The organism is Kitasatospora sp. NPDC088351, assembly GCF_040685575.1.
Taxonomy (GTDB): Bacteria; Actinomycetota; Actinomycetes; order Streptomycetales; family Streptomycetaceae; genus Kitasatospora.
Genome location: NZ_JBFBIL010000004.1, coordinates 86,380 through 105,022, shown reverse-complemented (window position 1 = coordinate 105,022; position 18,643 = coordinate 86,380). Strand labels below are relative to the sequence as shown.

At 73.0% G+C, this 18,643-nt stretch carries 21 protein-coding genes, 1 pseudogene and 1 riboswitch; of the genes and pseudogenes, 13 read left to right on the top strand and 9 right to left on the bottom strand.

Annotated elements, in window-relative coordinates; translation table 11 throughout:
• Nucleotides 1–84 precede the first annotated feature (84 nt).
• The 6 genes and pseudogenes from AB0P06_RS04555 to AB0P06_RS04530 all read right to left on the bottom strand — a co-directional run bounded on the left by AB0P06_RS04555 (nucleotide 85) and on the right by AB0P06_RS04530 (nucleotide 5,618).
• Nucleotides 85–891: an HNH endonuclease signature motif containing protein gene (locus AB0P06_RS04555; protein WP_363605027.1), complete on the bottom strand. Its 807-nt coding sequence runs from the start codon at nucleotides 889–891 to the stop codon at nucleotides 85–87.
• A gap of 246 nt (nucleotides 892–1,137) precedes the next feature.
• Nucleotides 1,138–2,166, bottom strand: a complete 1,029-nt coding sequence (locus tag AB0P06_RS04550) for a recombinase family protein (protein ID WP_363605026.1) — start codon at nucleotides 2,164–2,166, stop codon at nucleotides 1,138–1,140.
• A 20-nt stretch (nucleotides 2,167–2,186) separates the two neighbouring features.
• Nucleotides 2,187–2,720 carry a recombinase family protein gene (locus AB0P06_RS04545; protein ID WP_363605025.1) on the bottom strand — a complete coding sequence of 178 codons (534 nt, stop codon included), beginning with the start codon at nucleotides 2,718–2,720 and terminating at the stop codon, nucleotides 2,187–2,189.
• Between the two features lie 66 nt (nucleotides 2,721–2,786).
• Nucleotides 2,787–3,275 (bottom strand): annotated as a pseudogene (locus AB0P06_RS04540) (beta-ketoacyl synthase N-terminal-like domain-containing protein); the annotation flags it as partial.
• A gap of 57 nt (nucleotides 3,276–3,332) precedes the next feature.
• Complete coding sequence (locus AB0P06_RS04535) at nucleotides 3,333–4,400, bottom strand: serine hydrolase domain-containing protein (protein ID WP_363605024.1); 1,068 nt, start codon at nucleotides 4,398–4,400, stop codon at nucleotides 3,333–3,335.
• Between the two features lie 126 nt (nucleotides 4,401–4,526).
• Nucleotides 4,527–5,618 (bottom strand): glycoside hydrolase family 19 protein, encoded by a 1,092-nt coding sequence (locus tag AB0P06_RS04530; protein WP_363605165.1) that lies wholly within the window; start codon nucleotides 5,616–5,618, stop codon nucleotides 4,527–4,529.
• Between the two features lie 244 nt (nucleotides 5,619–5,862).
• Here AB0P06_RS04530 and AB0P06_RS04525 point away from each other — a divergent pair, with 244 nt between their 5' ends.
• Complete coding sequence (locus AB0P06_RS04525; protein ID WP_363605023.1) at nucleotides 5,863–6,639, top strand: GntR family transcriptional regulator; 777 nt, start codon at nucleotides 5,863–5,865, stop codon at nucleotides 6,637–6,639.
• Nucleotides 6,640–6,694: 55 nt separating this feature from the next.
• On the opposite strand, the gene AB0P06_RS04520 is transcribed toward AB0P06_RS04525, so the two are convergent.
• Entirely contained in the window at nucleotides 6,695–7,114 is a 420-nt protein-coding gene (locus AB0P06_RS04520; RefSeq protein ID WP_363605021.1) for an HIT family protein, read from the bottom strand.
• Between the two features lie 153 nt (nucleotides 7,115–7,267).
• On the opposite strand from AB0P06_RS04520, the gene AB0P06_RS04515 reads away from it, so the two are divergent.
• Nucleotides 7,268–7,486, top strand: a complete 219-nt coding sequence (locus AB0P06_RS04515; RefSeq protein ID WP_363605020.1) for a DUF1508 domain-containing protein — start codon at nucleotides 7,268–7,270, stop codon at nucleotides 7,484–7,486.
• A gap of 105 nt (nucleotides 7,487–7,591) precedes the next feature.
• Here AB0P06_RS04515 and AB0P06_RS04510 read toward each other — a convergent pair whose 3' ends face one another.
• Nucleotides 7,592–8,287: an MSMEG_1061 family FMN-dependent PPOX-type flavoprotein gene (locus AB0P06_RS04510; protein ID WP_363605018.1), complete on the bottom strand. Its 696-nt coding sequence runs from the start codon at nucleotides 8,285–8,287 to the stop codon at nucleotides 7,592–7,594.
• A gap of 126 nt (nucleotides 8,288–8,413) precedes the next feature.
• Between AB0P06_RS04510 and AB0P06_RS04505 the strand changes: the two genes are divergently transcribed.
• A complete protein-coding gene (locus AB0P06_RS04505) occupies nucleotides 8,414–8,719 on the top strand; it encodes an antibiotic biosynthesis monooxygenase family protein (protein WP_363605017.1) in 306 nt (101 codons plus the stop codon).
• A 127-nt stretch (nucleotides 8,720–8,846) separates the two neighbouring features.
• On the opposite strand, the gene AB0P06_RS04500 is transcribed toward AB0P06_RS04505, so the two are convergent.
• A complete protein-coding gene (locus AB0P06_RS04500) occupies nucleotides 8,847–9,095 on the bottom strand; it encodes an SCO4226 family nickel-binding protein (RefSeq protein WP_363605016.1) in 249 nt (82 codons plus the stop codon).
• 397 nt (nucleotides 9,096–9,492) lie between these two features.
• Nucleotides 9,493–9,620: riboswitch (FMN riboswitch) on the top strand.
• 192 nt (nucleotides 9,621–9,812) lie between these two features.
• On the opposite strand from AB0P06_RS04500, the gene AB0P06_RS04495 reads away from it, so the two are divergent.
• The 10 genes from AB0P06_RS04495 (at nucleotide 9,813) to AB0P06_RS04450 (ending at nucleotide 18,581) form a co-directional block, all read left to right on the top strand.
• Entirely contained in the window at nucleotides 9,813–10,484 is a 672-nt protein-coding gene (locus AB0P06_RS04495) for a riboflavin synthase (RefSeq protein ID WP_363605014.1), read from the top strand.
• Between the two features lie 17 nt (nucleotides 10,485–10,501).
• Nucleotides 10,502–11,125, top strand: a complete 624-nt coding sequence (locus tag AB0P06_RS04490; RefSeq protein WP_363605164.1) for a nicotinamide mononucleotide transporter family protein — start codon at nucleotides 10,502–10,504, stop codon at nucleotides 11,123–11,125.
• The gene (locus AB0P06_RS04485; protein WP_363605013.1) at nucleotides 11,122–12,381 is read left to right on the top strand and encodes a bifunctional 3,4-dihydroxy-2-butanone-4-phosphate synthase/GTP cyclohydrolase II; all 1,260 of its coding nucleotides are present in this window, start codon (nucleotides 11,122–11,124) and stop codon (nucleotides 12,379–12,381) included. Before AB0P06_RS04490 ends, AB0P06_RS04485 begins: the two co-directional genes overlap by 4 nt.
• A gap of 77 nt (nucleotides 12,382–12,458) precedes the next feature.
• Nucleotides 12,459–12,932, top strand: a complete 474-nt coding sequence (ribH, locus tag AB0P06_RS04480; protein WP_363605012.1) for a 6,7-dimethyl-8-ribityllumazine synthase — start codon at nucleotides 12,459–12,461, stop codon at nucleotides 12,930–12,932.
• Nucleotides 12,933–13,043: 111 nt separating this feature from the next.
• Entirely contained in the window at nucleotides 13,044–13,316 is a 273-nt protein-coding gene (locus tag AB0P06_RS04475; protein ID WP_030306151.1) for a phosphoribosyl-ATP diphosphatase, read from the top strand.
• Between the two features lie 51 nt (nucleotides 13,317–13,367).
• On the top strand, nucleotides 13,368–14,216 hold the full coding sequence (gene hisG / locus AB0P06_RS04470) for an ATP phosphoribosyltransferase (protein ID WP_363605010.1): 849 nt from the start codon (nucleotides 13,368–13,370) through the stop codon (nucleotides 14,214–14,216).
• Between the two features lie 139 nt (nucleotides 14,217–14,355).
• On the top strand, nucleotides 14,356–14,793 hold the full coding sequence (locus AB0P06_RS04465; RefSeq protein WP_363605009.1) for a PH domain-containing protein: 438 nt from the start codon (nucleotides 14,356–14,358) through the stop codon (nucleotides 14,791–14,793).
• Between the two features lie 238 nt (nucleotides 14,794–15,031).
• Nucleotides 15,032–16,375, top strand: a complete 1,344-nt coding sequence (locus tag AB0P06_RS04460; protein WP_363605007.1) for a hemolysin family protein — start codon at nucleotides 15,032–15,034, stop codon at nucleotides 16,373–16,375.
• The gene (locus AB0P06_RS04455; protein WP_363605006.1) at nucleotides 16,372–17,418 is read left to right on the top strand and encodes a hemolysin family protein; all 1,047 of its coding nucleotides are present in this window, start codon (nucleotides 16,372–16,374) and stop codon (nucleotides 17,416–17,418) included. The genes AB0P06_RS04460 and AB0P06_RS04455 overlap by 4 nt, the downstream gene beginning before the upstream one ends.
• A 176-nt stretch (nucleotides 17,419–17,594) precedes the next feature.
• Nucleotides 17,595–18,581: an NAD-dependent epimerase/dehydratase family protein gene (locus AB0P06_RS04450; protein ID WP_363605005.1), complete on the top strand. Its 987-nt coding sequence runs from the start codon at nucleotides 17,595–17,597 to the stop codon at nucleotides 18,579–18,581.
• Nucleotides 18,582–18,643 lie beyond the last annotated feature (62 nt).

Genomic DNA, 18,643 nt, shown 5'->3' with positions numbered 1-18,643 from the left:
GGCCCGCTGCGGCAAGGGGCTCGGCGGGCCCAGGGGGCGTGCGGCCCCCTCCCTGGGGTCAGGGGGTCGGGGGGTTTGCGCACGTCACGACATCCCCCCCCGGATCTGAGGTGGGGTCAGGCGTTCGCGCAGGGAGATCCACTCGGACAGCAGCATGTCGCCCTTGTCGGTGTTGCAGTCCCGGCAGGCCCAGCGGAGATTGGCGATCTCCGTGAGCCCTCCGCGCGCCACCGGCCGGACGTGGTCCAGGACTTCGCCCGGCGTGGCCAGCTCGGGCGGGCAGTACGCACACCGGTCGCCGAACCGGCGCGACACGTTGCGGCGGATCGACTCCCGGCGGTCCTTGAGGCGGCGGCGCTGCTCGGCCTGGCAGGCGCGGCAGACGCCGTCGGGGAACTGCGTCACCTCCTTGCGGAAGCGGCAGCGTCGGCACGCGCGGGGCTTCTCCCTGGGGTCTCTACCGGCCTGGCGGGCCTTGCGGTGGGCGTGCTCGGCGGCGCGGGCGCACTTCTCGGTGCAGTAGCGCCTGCGGGGGTCGGTCAGCGCGTCCACGACGCCGGTGCACCGGGGGTTGTGGCACGCCCGGGGGCCCTGTGCGGTGCGCTCCAGTAGCTCGGCGCGGCGGGCGTCCTCACGGCGGCGCGCCCTGCGGTCGGCCGCGCACGGCTCGCAGTAGGTGACCTGCCCGGAGCGGGCGGGCCGCCTGCCCGACGGCGCGCCGCACTCACCGCACAGCGCGGGGTCCGCAAGCTCTCTCAGCGCCGCGCGCTGGGACTCCTGCGCCAGGGCGAAGGCCCTGCGGCAGCGGTCGTCCGCACAGAGCGGCTGCGGGCCGTCGCGGGCCCGGGGCCGCACCCCGCACACCCGGCACCGGGCCGTGGTGGTCTCCATGTCCGGCACTCCTCCCCCCGACGAAACGCGGTGATCATGAACAGGTGCAGGCGCAACCGTCGCTCTCGCCTGCGGACGAATCCCGGAGCAAATGAGAGAGACCCCGGCGCAGTGCCGGGGTCCCCCACGAAGCCGCCACGCACGTTCGAGTGCGCGCATCTGTCCACCTGCATTGAGAGGAAGCGGTTAACACCGAGCCCTCAACTCCCCACGAGAGAAAGTCTCATAGGTATTAAGCCGGGCCGGTTAACGGCTCCCCTCCCCGGCCGCCGGCGTCGGGGGCTTCCACCCACGCGGCTTCTTCCACACGATGTCCAGCCGGTCCGCCTTGAGCCGTGCCCCCGAGTAGGGGGCCTTCTTCAGATACACCCGCTCGATCGCCAGCCGCAGCAGCTGACCCCGGTAGTGGCTGTCACCGGACTCCCACAGCTTCAGGCAGCGCTCGGGATCCCTGAGCACCGAGATGTCCGCTATCGGCTTGGCCACCGCCTCCCAGTCCTTGCGGGCGCTCTCCACGTCCTCCACCGCCGCCCGGCGCAGCTTGATGAACGTCTCCTCGCCGTCACGGCCGGTGTAGGCCCCGCCCGCGTTCAGGCGGTCCAGGCGGGCCACGGCCTCCTCAGCTAGCTTGATCTGTCCCCGGGCCTCGGACTCCTTCTGGCTCTCCTCCGGCTGCGAGAGGGCCACCCAGCCCTCGGCGACGGCCAGCAAGACGGGGTCCAGCGGGTTGGCGGTGGTCAGCTTCGTGTGCCACTCCTGGGCGAGGACTCGTTCCACCGAGGCCCGCATGCCGGTAACCGGGTCGGGGCACGTGGTGATACCGAGGCAGAGCGGTCCGCAGCGGAACGACTGGCCGTGGATCGTCGCCGTGTGGCCCTTCTTCGGGTCACGGCCGCCGCCGTCGCACCAGATGAGGCCCGAGGCGGGCGAGTGCTCGACAGGCTTCTCCTGTTCCTCCACGGTCGGCAGGTTCTTGCGCCGGTCGATCCCGGCCGCGATCCGGCGGTGCTTGTCGAACGTCTCCTGCGGGATGGTCTCCGCCCCCTTGGCGAACACCCGCACCGGCTTGCCCTTGGCGTTCAGATAGAGGTGGTGGTGCCCCTTCACGGTGAAGACCTGCCATCCGAGGTACACCGGGTTGCGCAAGATCTTGCCGACGGTGTTCGACCGGACGGGGCCGCCCCGAGACGAGCGGTACCCGTCGGCGGTCAGCCCCAGCGCGATCTTCCGGTTCGAAGCGCCCTCAGCGGCCTCGTTGTGGATACGCACGATCATCGGCCAGAGCTTGCCGGGCTTCAGCTGCGCTTCTTCGTGACCTTGCACCCGATCGGCGCACCCGACAGCCACTTGCCCTCCTCGCGCTGCTGGGCCTTGGTGTCGCGGACCTTCTCCGACAGGACCCGGCTGTACTCGCGGGCGTCCTCCGCCTTGCCCACGATGCGGGAGCGGTCGGCGGGGATGTCGGTGTCCAGCCGGTCCAGGTCGAATACGAGCCGCTTGCCCGGCACGTCCAGGATCTTCAGCACGTCGCCCGCACCCTGCCGGGAGTAACGGGAGGAGTCGTACACCCACAGGCAGTCCGAGTCACCTTCAAGCAGCGCGTGCACCGCCGCGTCGAACTCCGGCCGCTTCACGCCCTTCTTGTAAGCGCTCAGGTTCTCGCGGAAGATCCGCCGGATCTCGTACCCGTTGTCCTTCGCCCACGCCCGGCCCCGCACCTCCTGAGCCTTCAGAGACAGGATGTCCCGGGCAGCCGTACCCCTCACGACCTGCGACTTCCTGAGAAGCAGGTCGAGATAGCGCACCGGTCCGGCAGGCTTGCGAGCCATGGTTCCACTCTCCAGTCAGCGGCACGGGCCTGCATCCTGGAGGTGCAAGGGCAACCCGTCGCTCTGGGAGTCGGCGGCGAACGCATCCATCGCCTCGCGCGGGAGGGACCACTTGGCCGCGATCAGTTCGGCGCTGACGCCCTGCGGGAGCAGCCCGCCGGGGTAGCGGGCGGCGACCGCCGCGCCGAACGGGTCCGCCCCGGGCGGCACGTTCGACCACATCGGCACCCGGCTCATCGACTCGATCCCGCAGGCCACCACCACGTCGTACGCGCCCGCGAGCACGCCCTGGGCGGCGAAGTGGACGGCCTGCTGGGAGGAGCCGCACTGCCGGTCGACCGTGGTCGCCGGGACGGACTCCGGCAGCCCGGCCGACAGCCAGGCGTAGCGGGTGGTGTTCATCGCCTGCTCGGCGACCTGGCCGACGCAGCCGCCGATCACGTCGTCGACCAGCGCCGGGTCGGTTCCGCTGGGCCCGATCAGGGCCCGCAGGGTGTGGGCGAGCAGTTCCACCGGGTGGACGCCGGAGAGCGCGCCTCCCGGTGCCACCGCCATCGCGGCCTCCTCCCGCTCCCCGGCCCGTGCCGGATCCGTCCCCCGCCCGGCTGGCGCCTACCCGGCTGTCGCGAACTCTTTCTGCAGCCTGCGCAGCAGCGCGGTGCCCGCCGCGTCGGCCGAACGGCGGGTGTTGACCAGCACGACGACGCCCACCTGCTTCTCGGGATCGAAGGCCACGAAGGACCGGAAGCCCCCGGTGCCGCCGTTGTGCCAGATCTGCAGATGGCCGCCCTGGTGGGCGTGGAGACGGTGGCCCAGCCAGCCCAGATGCGTCCAGGCGAACGGGTTCACCCGGTGCCTCACCTCGCGGGTGAGCGCTATCGCGGGGGACAGCGGCGCCTCCCTCTCCCGCCCGGACGCCAGCTGCGCGCGCAGGAGTACCACCAGGTCGGCGGCGGTCGAGCGCAGCGCACCGGCGCCCGCCAGGTCGGCCAGGCGCCAGCCGGGTACGGGCCGCCCGCCCGGCGTGTGGCCCTGGGCGAGCCGGGCGGACCGCTCCCCGCCGACCGTCACCACGGTGTCGGCGAGCCCGAGCGGCCCGCAGACCTCCCGTGCCACCAGCTCCTCGTACCCGGTGCCGGCCCGGTGGGCGAGCGCCAGGCCCAGCAGCCCGGCGCCGAGGTCGGAGTAGCGGAAGCTGCGCCCGGGCGCGGCGCGCAGCCGGGTGCGGGCGAGCCCGGCCAGCAGGGCGTCGCTGGTGCAGCGGGCGTACGGATCGGGCCTGCGCGGGTGGAGCAGGGCGGGCAGCCGTGTCCCGGCGGGCAGGCGGGGGAGCCCCGAGGTGTGGGTGGCGAGGTGCCGCAGCCGTATCGCCTTGCCGCCCCTGGCCGGGACGGCGGCGCCGGCCGGCAGCGCGTCCGCCAGGGCGGCGGAGAGCGGTTCGTCCAGGGCGGCCGAACCGGTGAGCACCTGCCGCGCCAGGGCGAGCGAGGTGAAGACCTTCGTCACCGAGCCGATCTCGAACAGGGTGCCCGGGCCGGGCACACCGCCGTCCGGACCGCCGGTGCGTCCGGCGCCGCGGATCTCCGCGGCACCCCCGGCCAGCCCGGCGACCACCACACCGACCTGCTGGGCCGCGACCCGGTCGGCGGTCTGCTGGACAAGGCTGCCAAGATTGCTCATGACAGCGAGCCTAGGGCGTCTCCGGAGCTCGCCCCCGCCGCTTTCCGGGGGCAGGCGCCGGGGAGCCGACGAGTGCCGTGGGGTACCCGGGGGAGCGGCGGGAGCGGGGTTGCCGACGGCGGGCCGTCAGCAGCTCAGGTTGGCACCGGGGGTGGTGCCGAGAATCTGGGTGAAGCTCTGGTACGAGTTGATCCGGCTCTGGACCTGGGCGGGGTTGCCGCCGTTGCACTCCAGGGTGCCGTTGATGCTGCGGATCGTCTCACCGAAGCCGGCCCCGTTGACCATGGCGTTGTGCGGGGTCATCGTGCCCGGGCCGGTCTGGGTGTTCCAGTACCAGAGCGCGGTCTTCCAGGCGACGGCCGGGTCGGTCTGCACCAGGTTGGGGTTGTGCAGCAGGTCGATGCCCAGGGCGTCGCCGGCCGCCTTGTAGTTGAAGTTCCAGCTCAGCTGGATCGGACCGCGACCGTAGTACGCGGCCTGCCCGGCCGGGCAGCCGTACGGCTGCGAAGCGTCGCAGTAGTGCGGGTAGTTGGCGGTGTTCTGCTCGACGACGTAGACCAGGCCGCCGGTCTCGTGGTTCACGTTGGCGAGGAAGGCCGCGACCTCCTGGCGGCGGACGGTGTCGCTGCCGGTGGCGGCGAAGGCCGGGTAGGCGCTGGTGGCGTCCAGCAGGCCCTGGTAGGTGTAGAAGGGGTTGCGGTTCGGGAACATCTGGTTGAACTGGGCCTGGCTGACCGGGAATCCGCCCGGGTTGGGGGTCTGGGTCGGCGAGGGGGTGCCGGTCGGCGTGGTGCCGCAGGTGTACGGCTCCCAGTACCAGGTGCTGATCACCGGGTCGTAGCCCGGGTTGTCATGGGTGGCCCGGTAGAACCCGCCGTTGGTGTAGCGGACGATCGTGCCGGTGGTGTAGGTGCGCCCGGCGACCCAGTCGGGGTAGACGCAGGAGCCCTGGGTCGGCGTGGGGTCGGTGGGGCCGCCGCCGCAGGCGCCCTGGTCGGCCCAGACGCCGGTACCGGTGGTGCTCGGGGTCTCGTTCTGGGTCCACCACTTCGCGGACCAGTTGTGCCCGTTGTAGGAGACGGCCGCGCCGCCGGTGTACGCGGTGGCCGCGTTCCAGGGAGTGGCGCAGGCCGCCGCGTTGGCGGAGGCGGCGGGCAGCAGCAGCGCGACCGCCAGCGCCGTGACCACGGCGGAGACCAGCGCGAGCAGGCGTTTCAATGACACTTCATCACCCCTTGTGCGGTGGGGGCCGCACGGTCGTGGAGGTAGGGACTGTCGGGGCAGGGGGGCCGGCCCCGTGCGAGGGCACGTCGTGGGGGACGGGCCGACCGGGGCTGGGGCCGGTACGGGGCTGACCCAGACTCAAGCGGAATGGTCTATACCTGTCAAGGGGTTCGGGGGTAACATGATGGACCGTCGGCCGGATTCGGTCCGGGCCGACCCGGTCTGGGAGGATGGCCGGATGGACGACACCCCCGGCCCCGCCGTCCCGTCCGGCCCCGGCGGGCCGATCAGATCGGGTATCCCGGAGCACGGGCGGGTGCCCAAGTACTATGCGGTCAAAGGGCAGTTGGAGTCACTGCTCGACGAACTCGGCGAGGGCGGCGTGCTGCCGACCGAGCGTGAGCTCGCCGTCCGCTTCGAGGTGGCCCGCGAGACCCTCCGCCAGGCGCTGCGCGACCTGCTGATCCAGGGCCGGGTCCGCCGGCGCGGCCGCAGCACCGTGGTGGCCGGGCCGAAGCTGGAGCAGCCGCTGTCGCTGGCCAGCTACACCGAGGGGGTCCGCCGGCAGGGTCACGTCCCCGGCCGCACCCTGATCGGCCTGGAGCAGCTCGCCGCCGACCCCCAACTGGCCGGCCGGCTGCGGCTGGCGGCGGGGGAGCGGGTCTGGCATCTGGAACGGGTGCTGCTCGCGGACGGCGAACGGGTCGGCCTGGAGAGCACCTACCTGGCGGTGGCCCGGGTGCCCGCGCTGGACCGGGACTTCGATCCGGGCTCGTCGTTCTACGCCTTCCTGCGGGAGCGGGCGGGCATCGGGCTCGGCGTGGCGGAGGAGCGGATCGAGACGGTGCTCGCCTCCCCGCGCGAGGCGCTGCTGATCGGCACCCCGCCGGCCCTGCCGATGCTGCTGCTGCACCGGCTCACCAGGGACGCGACCGGGGTCCCGCTGGAACGGGTGCGCTCGCTCTACCGCGGCGACCGGTTCAGCTTCACCACCCGCCTCGCCGCGGCCGACTGAGCCGCGGCGCCACCCGGGGTGGGCGCCACCCCGGGACGGGCACCCCCGCCGGGCGCTACTCCGACGGACCGAGCGCCGCGCGCAGCCGCGCGGCGACCTCCGCCGCGCCCGCCTCGTCCGGGTACGTCCCGCGCGGCCAGAAGAAGCCGCGCAGCCCGTCCTTCGGATTGCGCGGGACCACATGCACATGCAGATGCGGCACCGACTGGCTGATCCGGTTGTTCGCCGCCACGAAGCTGCCCGCCGCCCCGAGCCCGCGCTCCACGGCCACCGTCACCCGCTGCACCCGCAGGAAGAACGGGCCGACCTCGGCCACCGGCAGGTCGGCCAGCGTGGGGTGGTGGGCGCGCGGCACGACCAGGACATGGCCGGGGAACAGCGGCCGCCGGTCCAGGAAGGCCACCGCCACCCGGTCGTCCAGCACCCGGTGCGCGGGGGCCGCACCCGCCACCACCGCACAGAACGCGCACTCCATCCGTCCATTCAAACCACCGCCCGCCGCCCCGGCACCTCCGCGAACGGCCCCGGCACCGCCCGCCTGCCCGTGACCGCCCGTCCATCACCCGTCCGGCCGCCGACCGGGTGCGGCCGGTGTCCGGCCGGGCGCACGGTGCTGGAGGGGCGCGCCGTGCGCCCCGTCGAGGAGGTGGCCCGGATGCCGGGCAAGTTCGAGGTCTACGAGGACGCCGGCGGCAAGTTCCGCTTCCGGCTCAAGGCGGGCAACGGCGAGATCGTCGCCACCGGCCAGGGATACGCCAGCAAGGACGCCGCCCGCAAGGGCATCGAGGCCGTCCAGCGGGCGGCCGCCGACGCCACGGTGGTCGACGTCGCCAAGGCCGCGGTCTGAGCCGCTGTGGTCTGAGCCGCCGCGGCCCGAACCGGCCGCGACCGCGCGGGCCGGTCCCGAGAGGTCTCCGGGGCCGGCCCGCGCCCCGCGCTCCGGCCGCCCGCCCTACTCGTAGCGGTAGAGCAGCGCCTCCCGCTCGTTCTGCTCGATCATCTCGACGGTCAGCGAGGGGTCGCGCAGGTGCGAGAGGGTGACCTCGGCCGAACTGGGCTGCGCGGCCTTGTCGAGCCAGTTCTCCGGCTTCCACGCCGAGCCCCGCAGAAACGCCTTCGGGCAGTGCGAGTAGACCTCCTCGACCGCCACCACGATCGCGCTGCGCGGCGGCTTGCCGACCGCCGTCAGCTGCTCCAGCAGCCGCGGGTCGGTGGAGACACAGGCCCGCCCGTTGACCCGCAGCGTGGTGTCCCGGCCCGGCACCACGAAGATCAGCCCGACCTGTCCGGTCTCGACGATGTTGTGCAGGGTGTCCAGCCGCTTGTTCCCGGTGGCGTCCGGGATGGCCAGCGTGTACTCGTCCAGCACCGACACCAGCCCGGCCGGCCCGCCGCGCGGCGACACGTCGCAGCGCCCGGCCGCGTCGGCGCTGGCCACGAAGACCAGCGACGAGCAGGCGATCAGCCGCCGGGCGACCTCGTGCAGGTGGTCCACCTGCTTGCGCCGGGCGTGGTCGCTCGGCTGCTCGTAGATCTCCCGCAGCTGCGCGGCATCCCGGACGGCGTTCGCGTCGAGGGCTGCGAACAGGCCCCCCGGACGGTCCGGCCCGGCGGTTGACGGAGCGACAGTTTCCGGTGTGCTGGTCATACCGAAAATCTAGCGGAGCCCTTGCCCGAACCCTCGGGGCACACCCTTCGAACGATCGTCCGCACCCTTCCCACCTGCGGTTTTGTGCGGATAATGGAGCAGGGGTTCCCGTCGGAGGTGGTGGCCGTGATCGTCAGACTCTGGTCCGGGCAGGTCGTGGCCGGGCACGCCGAAGAGTTCTGTGCGCTGCTGACCACGCGGGTGCTCCCGGAGCTCGGGAAGATCGACGGCTGCCTCGGCGGCGAGCTGCTGCGCTCGGTGACCGACGACGGCCGGCGGATCATGGTGCTCACCCGGTGGCGGGACGAGGCCGCCCTGCGCGACTACGCCGGGCCGATGTGGCGGATCCGGCCGGTCTGGTCCGAGGGAGAGCTGCGCCATCTCGTCCACCCGCCCGAGGTCTCCCACTTCACGCCCGGCCCGGTCTTCTGACCAGGCGGGCCGGACGGGCCGGGCGGGCCAGACAGGCCAGGCGGGCCGGCCAGGCCGACCCGCGGCCACCGGTTCGCCGACCGGCGCACCGGTCGGCCCGCCGCGCCCCGGACCGCTCGCGCCGCGGTCAGGCCGTGATCGGCACCGGGTGGATCTCGTCCGCCGGGTGGCCGGCGCGCTCGTGGACGCGCTGGACGGCCTCCTTGGACGGCGCCTCCGAGAGGCAGTAGACGGTGCCCGACTCGGGGTCGCCCCAGGCGTGTTCGAAGTGCACGCCCTCGTCGGCCTCGACCGCCAGGTCGGCCTGGTGGGCCCTGCGAAGATCCTCGTCGGTGATGCCGGTCATGCCGTGGTGGACATCCATGAACTTGGCCATCGCGCTCGCACCTCCAGAAGTCCGGGCGGACGGTGGCCGCCGTCCCGGCGCGGCCTCGTTCCGCCTCCACCACCAGCGTGCGCTCCCCGCACCCCGCCGCGCCACCGGGCGCCCGGCCGTCCCGGCCCGCCGGTTCGACCGCACCTCCACCCCGCCGTCCGGCGGCCCTCCACCGGACCCTGAGCGCCGCCGAGCGTCGGCCGGCCACGCCGCACCGCCGACGAGACACCGCCGGAGCCCTGACGGTCCCTCGCGCCCGGCGTGTGCGCCGCCGACCCGGCGCTCCCGCGCACCCCGGCGCATTCCCGTCCGGGGCGTGAAACAGCCCACAGCGAAAGCCCCTCCCTCGGCCCGCACGGGCCATGGCACAATGACGGCAGTAGTAGCAGTGACGTTCAGCGCACTCCGGGGTCGGTGAAAATCCGAACCGGCGGTTACAGTCCGCGACCCGTCCGCAGCCAGCGGCCGGTTGACCAGGTGAAATTCCTGGACCGACGGTTAAAGTCCGGATGGGAGGCGTGCGCGGCGGACGATGAGCAGTACCCGTGGTCCCCCGGTGGACCGCGGGAGGCGTACCCGACGGGGGAGTTCTCTTTCCCGGCGGCTTCGGCGACCCCGGTGACGGGTGCTGCCGTGAGCCCGGGTGTGTCCATGCCCGTCCGTGTCATCTCCCAGTGCCGCCCCGGAGTCCGCGCCCCAAGCGCGAGGAGAACCCGGGTGTTCACCGGCATCATCGAAGAGCTCGGCGAGGTCGTGTCGATCGAGAAGATCGGCGACTCCTCGCGAATCCGTCTGCGCGGCCCGGTGGTCTGTCAGGGCGCGCGCCACGGCGACTCCATCGCGGTCAACGGCGTCTGCCTGACCGTTGTCGACACCCCCGATCAACTGGCCTCCAACAGTGGCGAGTTCAGCGCCGATGTGATGGCCGAGACGCTCAGCCGCTCCAGCCTCGGCGCGCTCGGGCCGGGCTCCCCGGTCAACCTCGAACGCGCCATGGCCCTCGGCGCCCGGCTCGGCGGACACCTCGTCCAGGGCCATGTCGACGGCACCGCCACCCTGCTGAACCGCGCACCCGGCGACCTCGGCGCCGACGGCCTGCCCCGCTGGGAGGTCCTGCGCTTCTCGCTGCCCGCCACCATCTCCCGCTACCTGGTGGAGAAGGGCTCGATCACCGTGGACGGCATCAGCCTCACCGTGGTCGAGGCCGCCCGCGACACCTTCACCGTCAGCCTCATCCCCGCCACCCTCGCGCTGACCACGCTCGGTGCCAAGGCCGTCGGCGAGAGCGTCAACCTCGAAGTGGACGTCCTCGCCAAGTACGTGGAGCGCCTGCTCGCCGACCGCGCCCTGCCCCCCGTCCCCACCGAGACCGCCAAGGACGCCTCGTGAACTGGCTCAACGGCACCATGCACCTGCTCGGCCAGGACGTCTACCGGTCCGACATGATCGGCAACCTGCTCGGCCTGGCCGCACTCGCCCTCGGCTGGCTCCGCTCCCGGCTGACCTGGCCCGTCCAACTGCTCTCCGGCGTCGTCCTGGTGGGCGCCTACTGGTCCGCGCACCTCAGCGGCGGCGTGGGCAAGCAGTTCGTGGTGATCCTCGCCGCGATCTGGGGCTGGACCCAGTGGCGGCGCGGCCGGCGGGGCGAGGGCGGCGTTCAGATCCGCTTCGCCACCGGCCGGGAACGCGCCCTGCTGATCGGCGGTACCGTGCTCGGCACCCTCGCCGTCGGCGCCCTGTTCACCGTCTTCCCGGAACTCTCCTGGGACGCCTGGCCGGACGCCTACATCTTCGTCGGCACGCTGACCGCGATGATCGCCCAGGCCCGTGGCTGGGTCGAGTTCTGGTTCGCCTGGGTCGCCGTCGACCTGGTCGGCGTCCCGCTCGCCTTCAACAACGGCCTGGTCTTCTCCGGCCTCACCTACAGCATCTACTTCGTCCTGGTCATGCTCGGTCTGCGCGCCTGGTGGCTGCGCGGCCGCACGGCCCGCCCCGCGAACGACACCGTCCTCCAGGGAGCCTCCGCATGAGCACCAGCCCCGCCACCGAGGAAGACCTCGCCCTCGACCCCGTCGAGCGGGCCGTCGCCGACATCGCGCTCGGCCGCCCGGTGATCGTGGTCGACGACGAGGACCGCGAGAACGAGGGCGACATCGTCTTCGCGGCCTCCGCCGCCACCCCGGAGCTGATGGCCTTCACCATCCGCTACAGCTCCGGCGTGGTCTGCGTTCCGATGATTGGTGCCGACCTCGACCGCCTCAGGCTCCCGCCGATGACCCAGGTCAACGAGGACCGCAAGGGCACCGCCTACACCGTCTCGGTGGACGCCAGGGACGGCGTCTCCACCGGTATCTCCGCCGCCGACCGGGCCCGCACCGTCCGGCTGCTCTCCTCGGCCGGCACCGAGCCCGGCGACCTCTCCCGCCCGGGGCACATCTTCCCGCTGCGCGCCGTCGAGGGTGGCGTCCTGGTCCGCCCCGGCCACACCGAGGCCGCCGTCGACCTGGCCCGGCTGGCCGGACTGCCGCCCGCCGGCGCCATCGCCGAGGTGGTCAACGACGACGGCAGCATGGCCCGGCTGCCCGAACTGGTCGCCTTCGCCCGCGAACACGGCCTGGCCATCATCTCCATCGAGGACCTGATCGCCTACCGCCGCCGCACCGAGCTCCACGTGGACCGGGCCGCCGTCACCGCGCTGCCCACCGTCCACGGCGAGTTCACCGCCGTCGGATACCGGGGAACGATCGACGGCATCGAGCACATCGCCCTGGTCGCCGGCGGCCTGGACGCCGACGGCCGGCTCCCCGACGGCGAGGACGTCCTCGTCCGGGTCCACTCCGAGTGCCTGACCGGCGACGTGTTCGGCTCGCTGCGCTGCGACTGCGGCCCCCAGCTGGAGGCCTCGCTGCGCAAGGTCGCCGCCGCCGGCCGGGGCATCGTGCTCTACATGCGCGGCCACGAGGGCCGGGGCATCGGCCTGGCGCACAAGCTGCGCGCCTACGAGCTGCAGGAACAGGGCCGCGACACGGTGGACGCCAACCTCGACCTCGGCCTGCCCGCCGACGCCCGGGACTTCAGCATCGGCGCCCAGATGCTCGGCGACCTCGGCGTGCGCTCGCTCACCCTGCTCACCAACAACCCCGACAAGCTCGCCGCGCTCACCGAGCACGGCCTCAAGGTCAAGGGCCGCGAGCCGGTCGAGACCCCGGCCGGCGAGCACAACCTGCGCTATCTGCGCACCAAGCGCGACCGGATGGGCCACGACCTGCCCGGCCTCGGCTCCTGAACCGACCGCCCCGCACCCCAGGACGACCGGCGGGCCCCGCGAGGCCCCGCCCACCCGTGAGAAGAGGAAGTACGCACATGAGCGGCCACGGAGCCCCCCAGCTGACCATCGACGACGCCGCCGACCTGAAGGTCGCCGTGATCGCCGCCCAGTGGCACGACCAGGTGATGAACGGGCTGCTGGACGGTGCCGACCGCGCCCTCAAGGAGCTCGGCATCGCCGAACCGACCGTCCTGCGGGTGCCCGGCACCTTCGAGCTGCCGGTCGCCGCCAAGCGGCTCGCCGACCGCGGCTACGACGCCGTGATCGCCCTCGGCGTCGTCATCCGCGGCGGTACCCCGCACTTCGACTACGTCTGCCAGGCCGCCACCGTCGGCCTCACCCAGGTCAGCGTCGACACCGGCGTACCGGTCGGCTTCGGCGTCCTGACCTGCGACGACGAGCAGCAGGCGCTCGACCGCGCGGGCCTGCCCGGCTCCGCCGAGGACAAGGGCCACGAGGCCGTCACCGCCGCCGTCGCCACCGCCGCGGCGCTGCGCCGGGCCGCCTGACCGCCCGGCCCGGCCCACCCGCGGTCCCGGACCGTGGACGTCCACTGGACCGTCCACGGTCCGGGACCGTTTACCGCCCGTAAGCCCGCACGCCGTAAGGTGACTCCCATCATGGCTTCGAAGACATTCGAGGAGCTCTTCACCGAGCTCCAGCAGAAGGCCGCCACCGGCGACCCCTCGTCCTCCCGTACCGCGCAGCTCGTCCAGCAGGGCGTTCATGCGATCGGCAAGAAGGTCGTCGAGGAGGCCGCCGAGGTCTGGATGGCCGCCGAGTTCCAGTCGGACGAACAGACCGCCGAGGAGATCTCCCAGCTCCTCTACCACCTTCAGGTGATGATGGTCGCTCGCGGGCTGACGCTCGACGACGTCTACAAGTACCTCTGAACCGGCCCGAACCGCACACCCCACCCACCAACAGGTAAGGAACCGACCTCCATGCTGCGCATCGCCGTCCCCAACAAGGGTTCGCTCTCGGGTCCCGCGGCGGAGATGCTCCATGAGGCCGGCTACCGGCAGCGCAAGGACCCCAAGGAGCTCGTCCTCGTCGACCCGGACAACCAGGTCGAGTTCTTCTTCCTGCGTCCGCGCGACATCGCCGTGTACGTCGGCTCCGGCCGGCTGGACATCGGCATCACCGGCCGCGACCTGCTGCTGGACTCGCACTCCAACGCGGAGGAGGTGCTGGCCCTCGGGTTCGGCGGCTCCACCTTCCGCTTCGCCCGCCCGGAGGGCGTGGAGGTCAAGGACGTGCAGGGCCTGGAGGGCCTGCGGATCGCCACCTCCTACACCGGCCTGGTCGAGCAGCACCTCGCCGACCACGGGGTGAAGGCCACCGTCACCAAGCTGGACGGCGCGGTGGAGACCGCGGTGCAGCTCGGCGTCGCCGATGTGATCGCCGACGTGGTGGAGACCGGCACCAGCCTGCGCAACGCCGGCCTGGAGGTGTTCGGCGAGCCGATCCTGGTCTCCGACGCCGTGGTGATCCGCCCCAAGGGCGCCGAGTCCGACCCGGGCGTGGAGCAGTTCCTGCGCCGCCTCCAGGGTGTGCTGGTGGCCCGCCGCTACGTGCTGATGGACTACGACATCCGCGCCGAGCACGTCAGCGCGGCCGTCGCGCTGACCCCCGGCCTGGAGTCGCCGACCGTCTCCCCGCTGCACACCGAGGGCTGGGTGGCCGTCCGTTCGATGGTGCTCCGCAAGGAGGCCCAGCGGATCATGGACGACCTGTGGAACATCGGCGCCCGCGCCATCCTGGTCACCAACATCCACGCCTGCCGCCTCTGACCCCCCGCGGTCCCGGCCGCGGAGTTAAGCCGCGATTGAATAGGGCGGGGACGCCGAACGCGTCCCCGCCCTTTTCCTCGACATCCCCCCCCCCGTGACCGGCACCTCCCGGAACCCCGGAACCCCCTCGGAGACCCACGTGTCCACCCCCGCCGCCTTTCCCGTCACCTGGGCGCCGCGCCGCACCCGGGCCGTCCTGCTGCCGGTCTGCGCCCTGCTGGTCGTGATGTTCGTCGCGATCGCCGTCGCGCTCCCGGAGAACTGGCAGCTCAACGACCGGATCATGATGGTGCTCAGCGGGGTGCTGTTCGCGGGCGTCGGTGTGATGCTGGCCCGCCCCCGGGTCAGCGCCGACGCCGACGGCGTCACCGTGGTCAACTTCGTCCGCAGCCGACGGCTGGCCTGGGCCGAGATCGTCCGGGTCAACTTCCGCCAGGGCGACCCGTGGGCGACCCTCGACCTGGCCGACGGCACCTCGCTCGCCGCGGTCGGCATCCAGTCCGGTGTCGGCAAGGCCCAGGCCATCGCGGACGCCCGGGCGCTGCGCGACCTGGTCGAGGGCCGCGGCCGGGCCTGACCCGCCCCGGCCCGCCGGACCTGAGGACCCGACCGGACCCCACCTGCGAAACAGCGGGTCCGGCGGGTCCGAACAGGCTCCCTACGCCCGTCCGGGTATGGTTTACGCTGGTAAAAGTAGGGCAAAGGTTCTGCCCTACCCGAAAACGACCTGAGGAGTGACACTTCCCCTCGATGGACGATCCGTCCGGTAGTACCTGCGCCGCCCTACTTCCGACCGTTGGAAGGCAGGCGGCACTGTGATCACCGCCTGGCTGCTGTTGTTCGCGGCCCTTCTCCTCATCCTCGCGAACGGCCTCTTCGTGGCCGCCGAGTTCGCCTTCGTCACCGTCGAGCGCGGGGCGGTGGACCGCGCCGCCGAGAGCGGCGACGCCAAGGCCGGCCGCGTGTCCCGGGCGCTGCGGCACCTCTCCTTCGAGCTCTCCGGCGCCCAGCTCGGCATCACCGTCACCTCGCTGGTGGTCGGCATGCTCGCCGAACCGGCGCTCTCCGTCCTGCTCCAGCCGCTGTTCACCGGCGTCGGCCTGCCCGACTCGGCTGCCCGCGGCGCCGCCGTCATCATCGGCATGCTGCTGGCCACGGTGGTGCAGATGGTGATCGGCGAGCTCGTCCCGAAGAACTGGGCGATCTCCCGGCCGCTCCAGGTGGCCCGTGCGGTGGCCGCCCCGCACATGGCGTTCTCCTTCGTCTGCCGCCCGCTGATCAGCTTCCTCAACGGGGCCGCGGACCGGACGGTCCGCGCCTTCGGCATCGAGCCGCAGGAGGAGCTGGGCCACGCCCGCACCCCCGCCGAACTGCTCTCGCTCGCCCGGCACTCCGCCAAGGCGGGCGCGATAGACGAGGAGTCGGCCACGCTCTTCGTGCGGACCCTCGGACTCGGAAACCTCACCGCCGAGTCGGTGATGACCCCGCGCGTCGACGTCGCCGCCCTCCAGCGCGACGCCAGCGCCGCCGACGTCCTCAACCTCACCCGGGCGACCGGCCTCTCCCGCTTCCCGGTCTACACCGACAGCCTGGACGAGGTCACCGGCACCGTCACGCTCAAGGACGCCCTCGCCGTCCCGTCGGCCCGGCGCGGACTGGTCCGGGTCGCCGAACTCGCGGTGCCGCCGCTGCTGGTGCCCGAGACCCTGCCCGCCGAGCGGCTGCTCGACCAGCTGCGCCGGCTCCAGCCGATGGCCATCGTGGTCGACGAGTACGGCGGCACCGCCGGCGTCGTCACCGTCGAGGACATCGTCGAGGAGATCGTCGGCGACGTGCAGGACGAGCACGACCCCGCCGACACCCCCGAACTGGTCCCGCTGCCGCCCGTGGACGGGCTGCCCGTCTGGGCGGCCGACGGCCGGGCCAGGACCGACCAGCTGGAGGCCATCGGCCTGCACGCCCCCGACGGTCCGTACGAGACCCTGGCCGGCCTGGTCGCCGACCTGCTCGGCAGGCTGCCCGTCCCGGGTGAGCAGGCCGAGCTGCCGGGCTGGCGGTTCACCGTGGAGGCCGTCGACCGGCACCGCACCAGCCGGGTGCGGGTGGAACGCACCGCCGAGCACCACCACTTCGGCGACACCGAGGACGGGAACCGATGACCGCGCTCCAACTGGCCGTCGCCGTACTCCTGCTCCTCGGCAACGCCTTCTTCGTCGGCGCCGAGTTCGCCGTGATCTCGGTGCGGCGCAGCCAGATCGAACCGCTCGCCGAGGCCGGGAACAAGCGCGCCCGCACCGTGCTGCACGCGCTCTCCAACGTCTCCGCGATGCTCGCCGCCGCCCAGCTCGGCATCACCGTCTGTTCGCTGGGTCTCGGCGCGCTCGCCGAGCCCACCATCGCCCACCTGCTGGAGGGCCCGTTCCACGCGATCGGCATTCCCAGTGGGCTGATGCACCCGCTCTCGTTCGGGATCGCGCTCGCCGTGGTGGTCTTCCTGCACATGGTGGTGGGCGAGATGGTGCCCAAGAACATGGCCCTGGCCGGTCCGGAGAAGGCCGCGCTCTGGCTCGGCCCGCCGCTGGACCGCCTGGCCCGCTGGCTCGCGCCGGTGATCAGCTTCCTGAACGCCTTCGCCAACGGCGTGCTCAAGCTGTTCAAGGTCGAGGCCAAGGACGAGGTGGAGTCCGTCTTCACCACCGAGCAGCTGATGTACCTGCTGGTCGACTCCCGGGACGCCGGCCTGCTCGACGAGGACCGCCAGGAGCGGCTGGAGGACGCCCTGGAGATGGGCCGCCGCCCGCTCACGGACGTGCTGCTCAAGCCCGAGCAGCTGGTCACCGTGGACACCAAGGTGACCGCCGCGCAGATCGAGGAGCTGGCGCTGCGCACCGGCTTCTCGCGCTTCCCGGTCGCCGACGGCGACCCGGCCGGCCACGGCTACCTGGGTTATCTGCACCTGAAGGACATCCTCGACGTCGAGGACCCGTCGGCCCCCGTCCCGGCCCGCCTCTGGCGCCCGATCACGGTGCTGCGCGGCACGCTTCCGCTGGACGACGCGCTCGGTGCGATGCGCCGTGTCTCCTGCCACCTGGCCGCCGTGCTGGACCAGGACGGGCGCACGCTCGGCATGGTCACGCTGGAGGACGTGGTGGAGGAGCTGGTCGGCGAGGTGTACGACCCGGACCACCGCTCGGCGGCGTAGCCCCGACCGGCCGGCCACCGGACCGGGCGCCCCGTGGGGGTGCCCGGTCCGGTGCCGTTTCCGGGCCCGCCGCCCCGCCGTCCCGGCACAGAGGTGACGGGCTTTCAGCTGTGGGCGATTCCGCTCAGAGCGTGCGGCTGTTCCCATTCCGGCCGCCCGGAGGCAGGGTGGTCGGCATGAGGCTGCTACTGCTGGGTGGAACGAAGTTCGTCGGCCGCGCCGTCGCGGCGGAGGCGCTCGCACGGGGCTGGGAGGTGACGGCCTTCCACCGGGGGTCGCAGGCGGCGCCGGAGGGGGTGGCGAGCCTGCACGGTGACCGGACCGCCGAGGGCGGGCTGGCCGCGCTGGCCGAGGGGGAGTGGGACGCGGTGGTGGACACCTGGTCCTGGGCGCCCGTCGCGGTGCGCGACACCGCGCGGCTGCTGTCCGGCCGGGTCGGCCACTACGCGTACGTGTCGAGCCGGTCGGTGTACGACTCCCCGGTCGCCGCCGGGGCGGACGAGGACGCCCCGGTGGTCGCGGCCTCGCCGGACGCCGACGGCGAGGTGCCGTACGCGGAGGCGAAGCGCGGCGGCGAACTCGCCGTGCTCGCGGAGTTCGGCGAGCGTGCGCTGCTGGCCCGCGCCGGGCTGATCCTCGGCCCGTACGAGAACATCGGCCGGCTGCCCTGGTGGCTGGACCGGATCGCGCGCGGCGGCCCGGTGCTCGCCCCCGGCCCGCGCGACCTGCGCCTTCAGTACATCGACGCGCGCGACCTCGCCGGCTGGACGCTGGACGCCGTCGCGGCGGGCCTCGGCGGCCCGTACAACCTGGTCAGCGAGGCCGGGCACGCCACGATGGGGGAGCTGCTGGAGGCCTGCGTCCGGACCACCGGCTCCGACGCCGAGCTGCGCTGGACCGACCCCGAGCGGATTCTGGCGGCCGGCGTCGAGCCGTGGACCGAGCTGCCGATCTGGCTGCCGCCGGGCGAACTGTGCGACTTCCTGCACGGGGCGGACGTCGGCCGTGCGGTGGCCGCGGGGCTGCGCTGCCGGCCGGTCGCCGAGACGGTCGAGTCCACCTGGTCCTGGCTGCGCTCGATCGGCGGTACCGCCCCGCAGCGGGCCGACCGCCCGGCGGTCGGTCTCGACCCGGTGCGCGAGGCGCGGCTGCTCCAGGGGTGACCCGGCCGGCCGGGCTGTAAGACTCGGGCGTGACGGCCGGGGTGCGACGGCCGGGGCGTGAG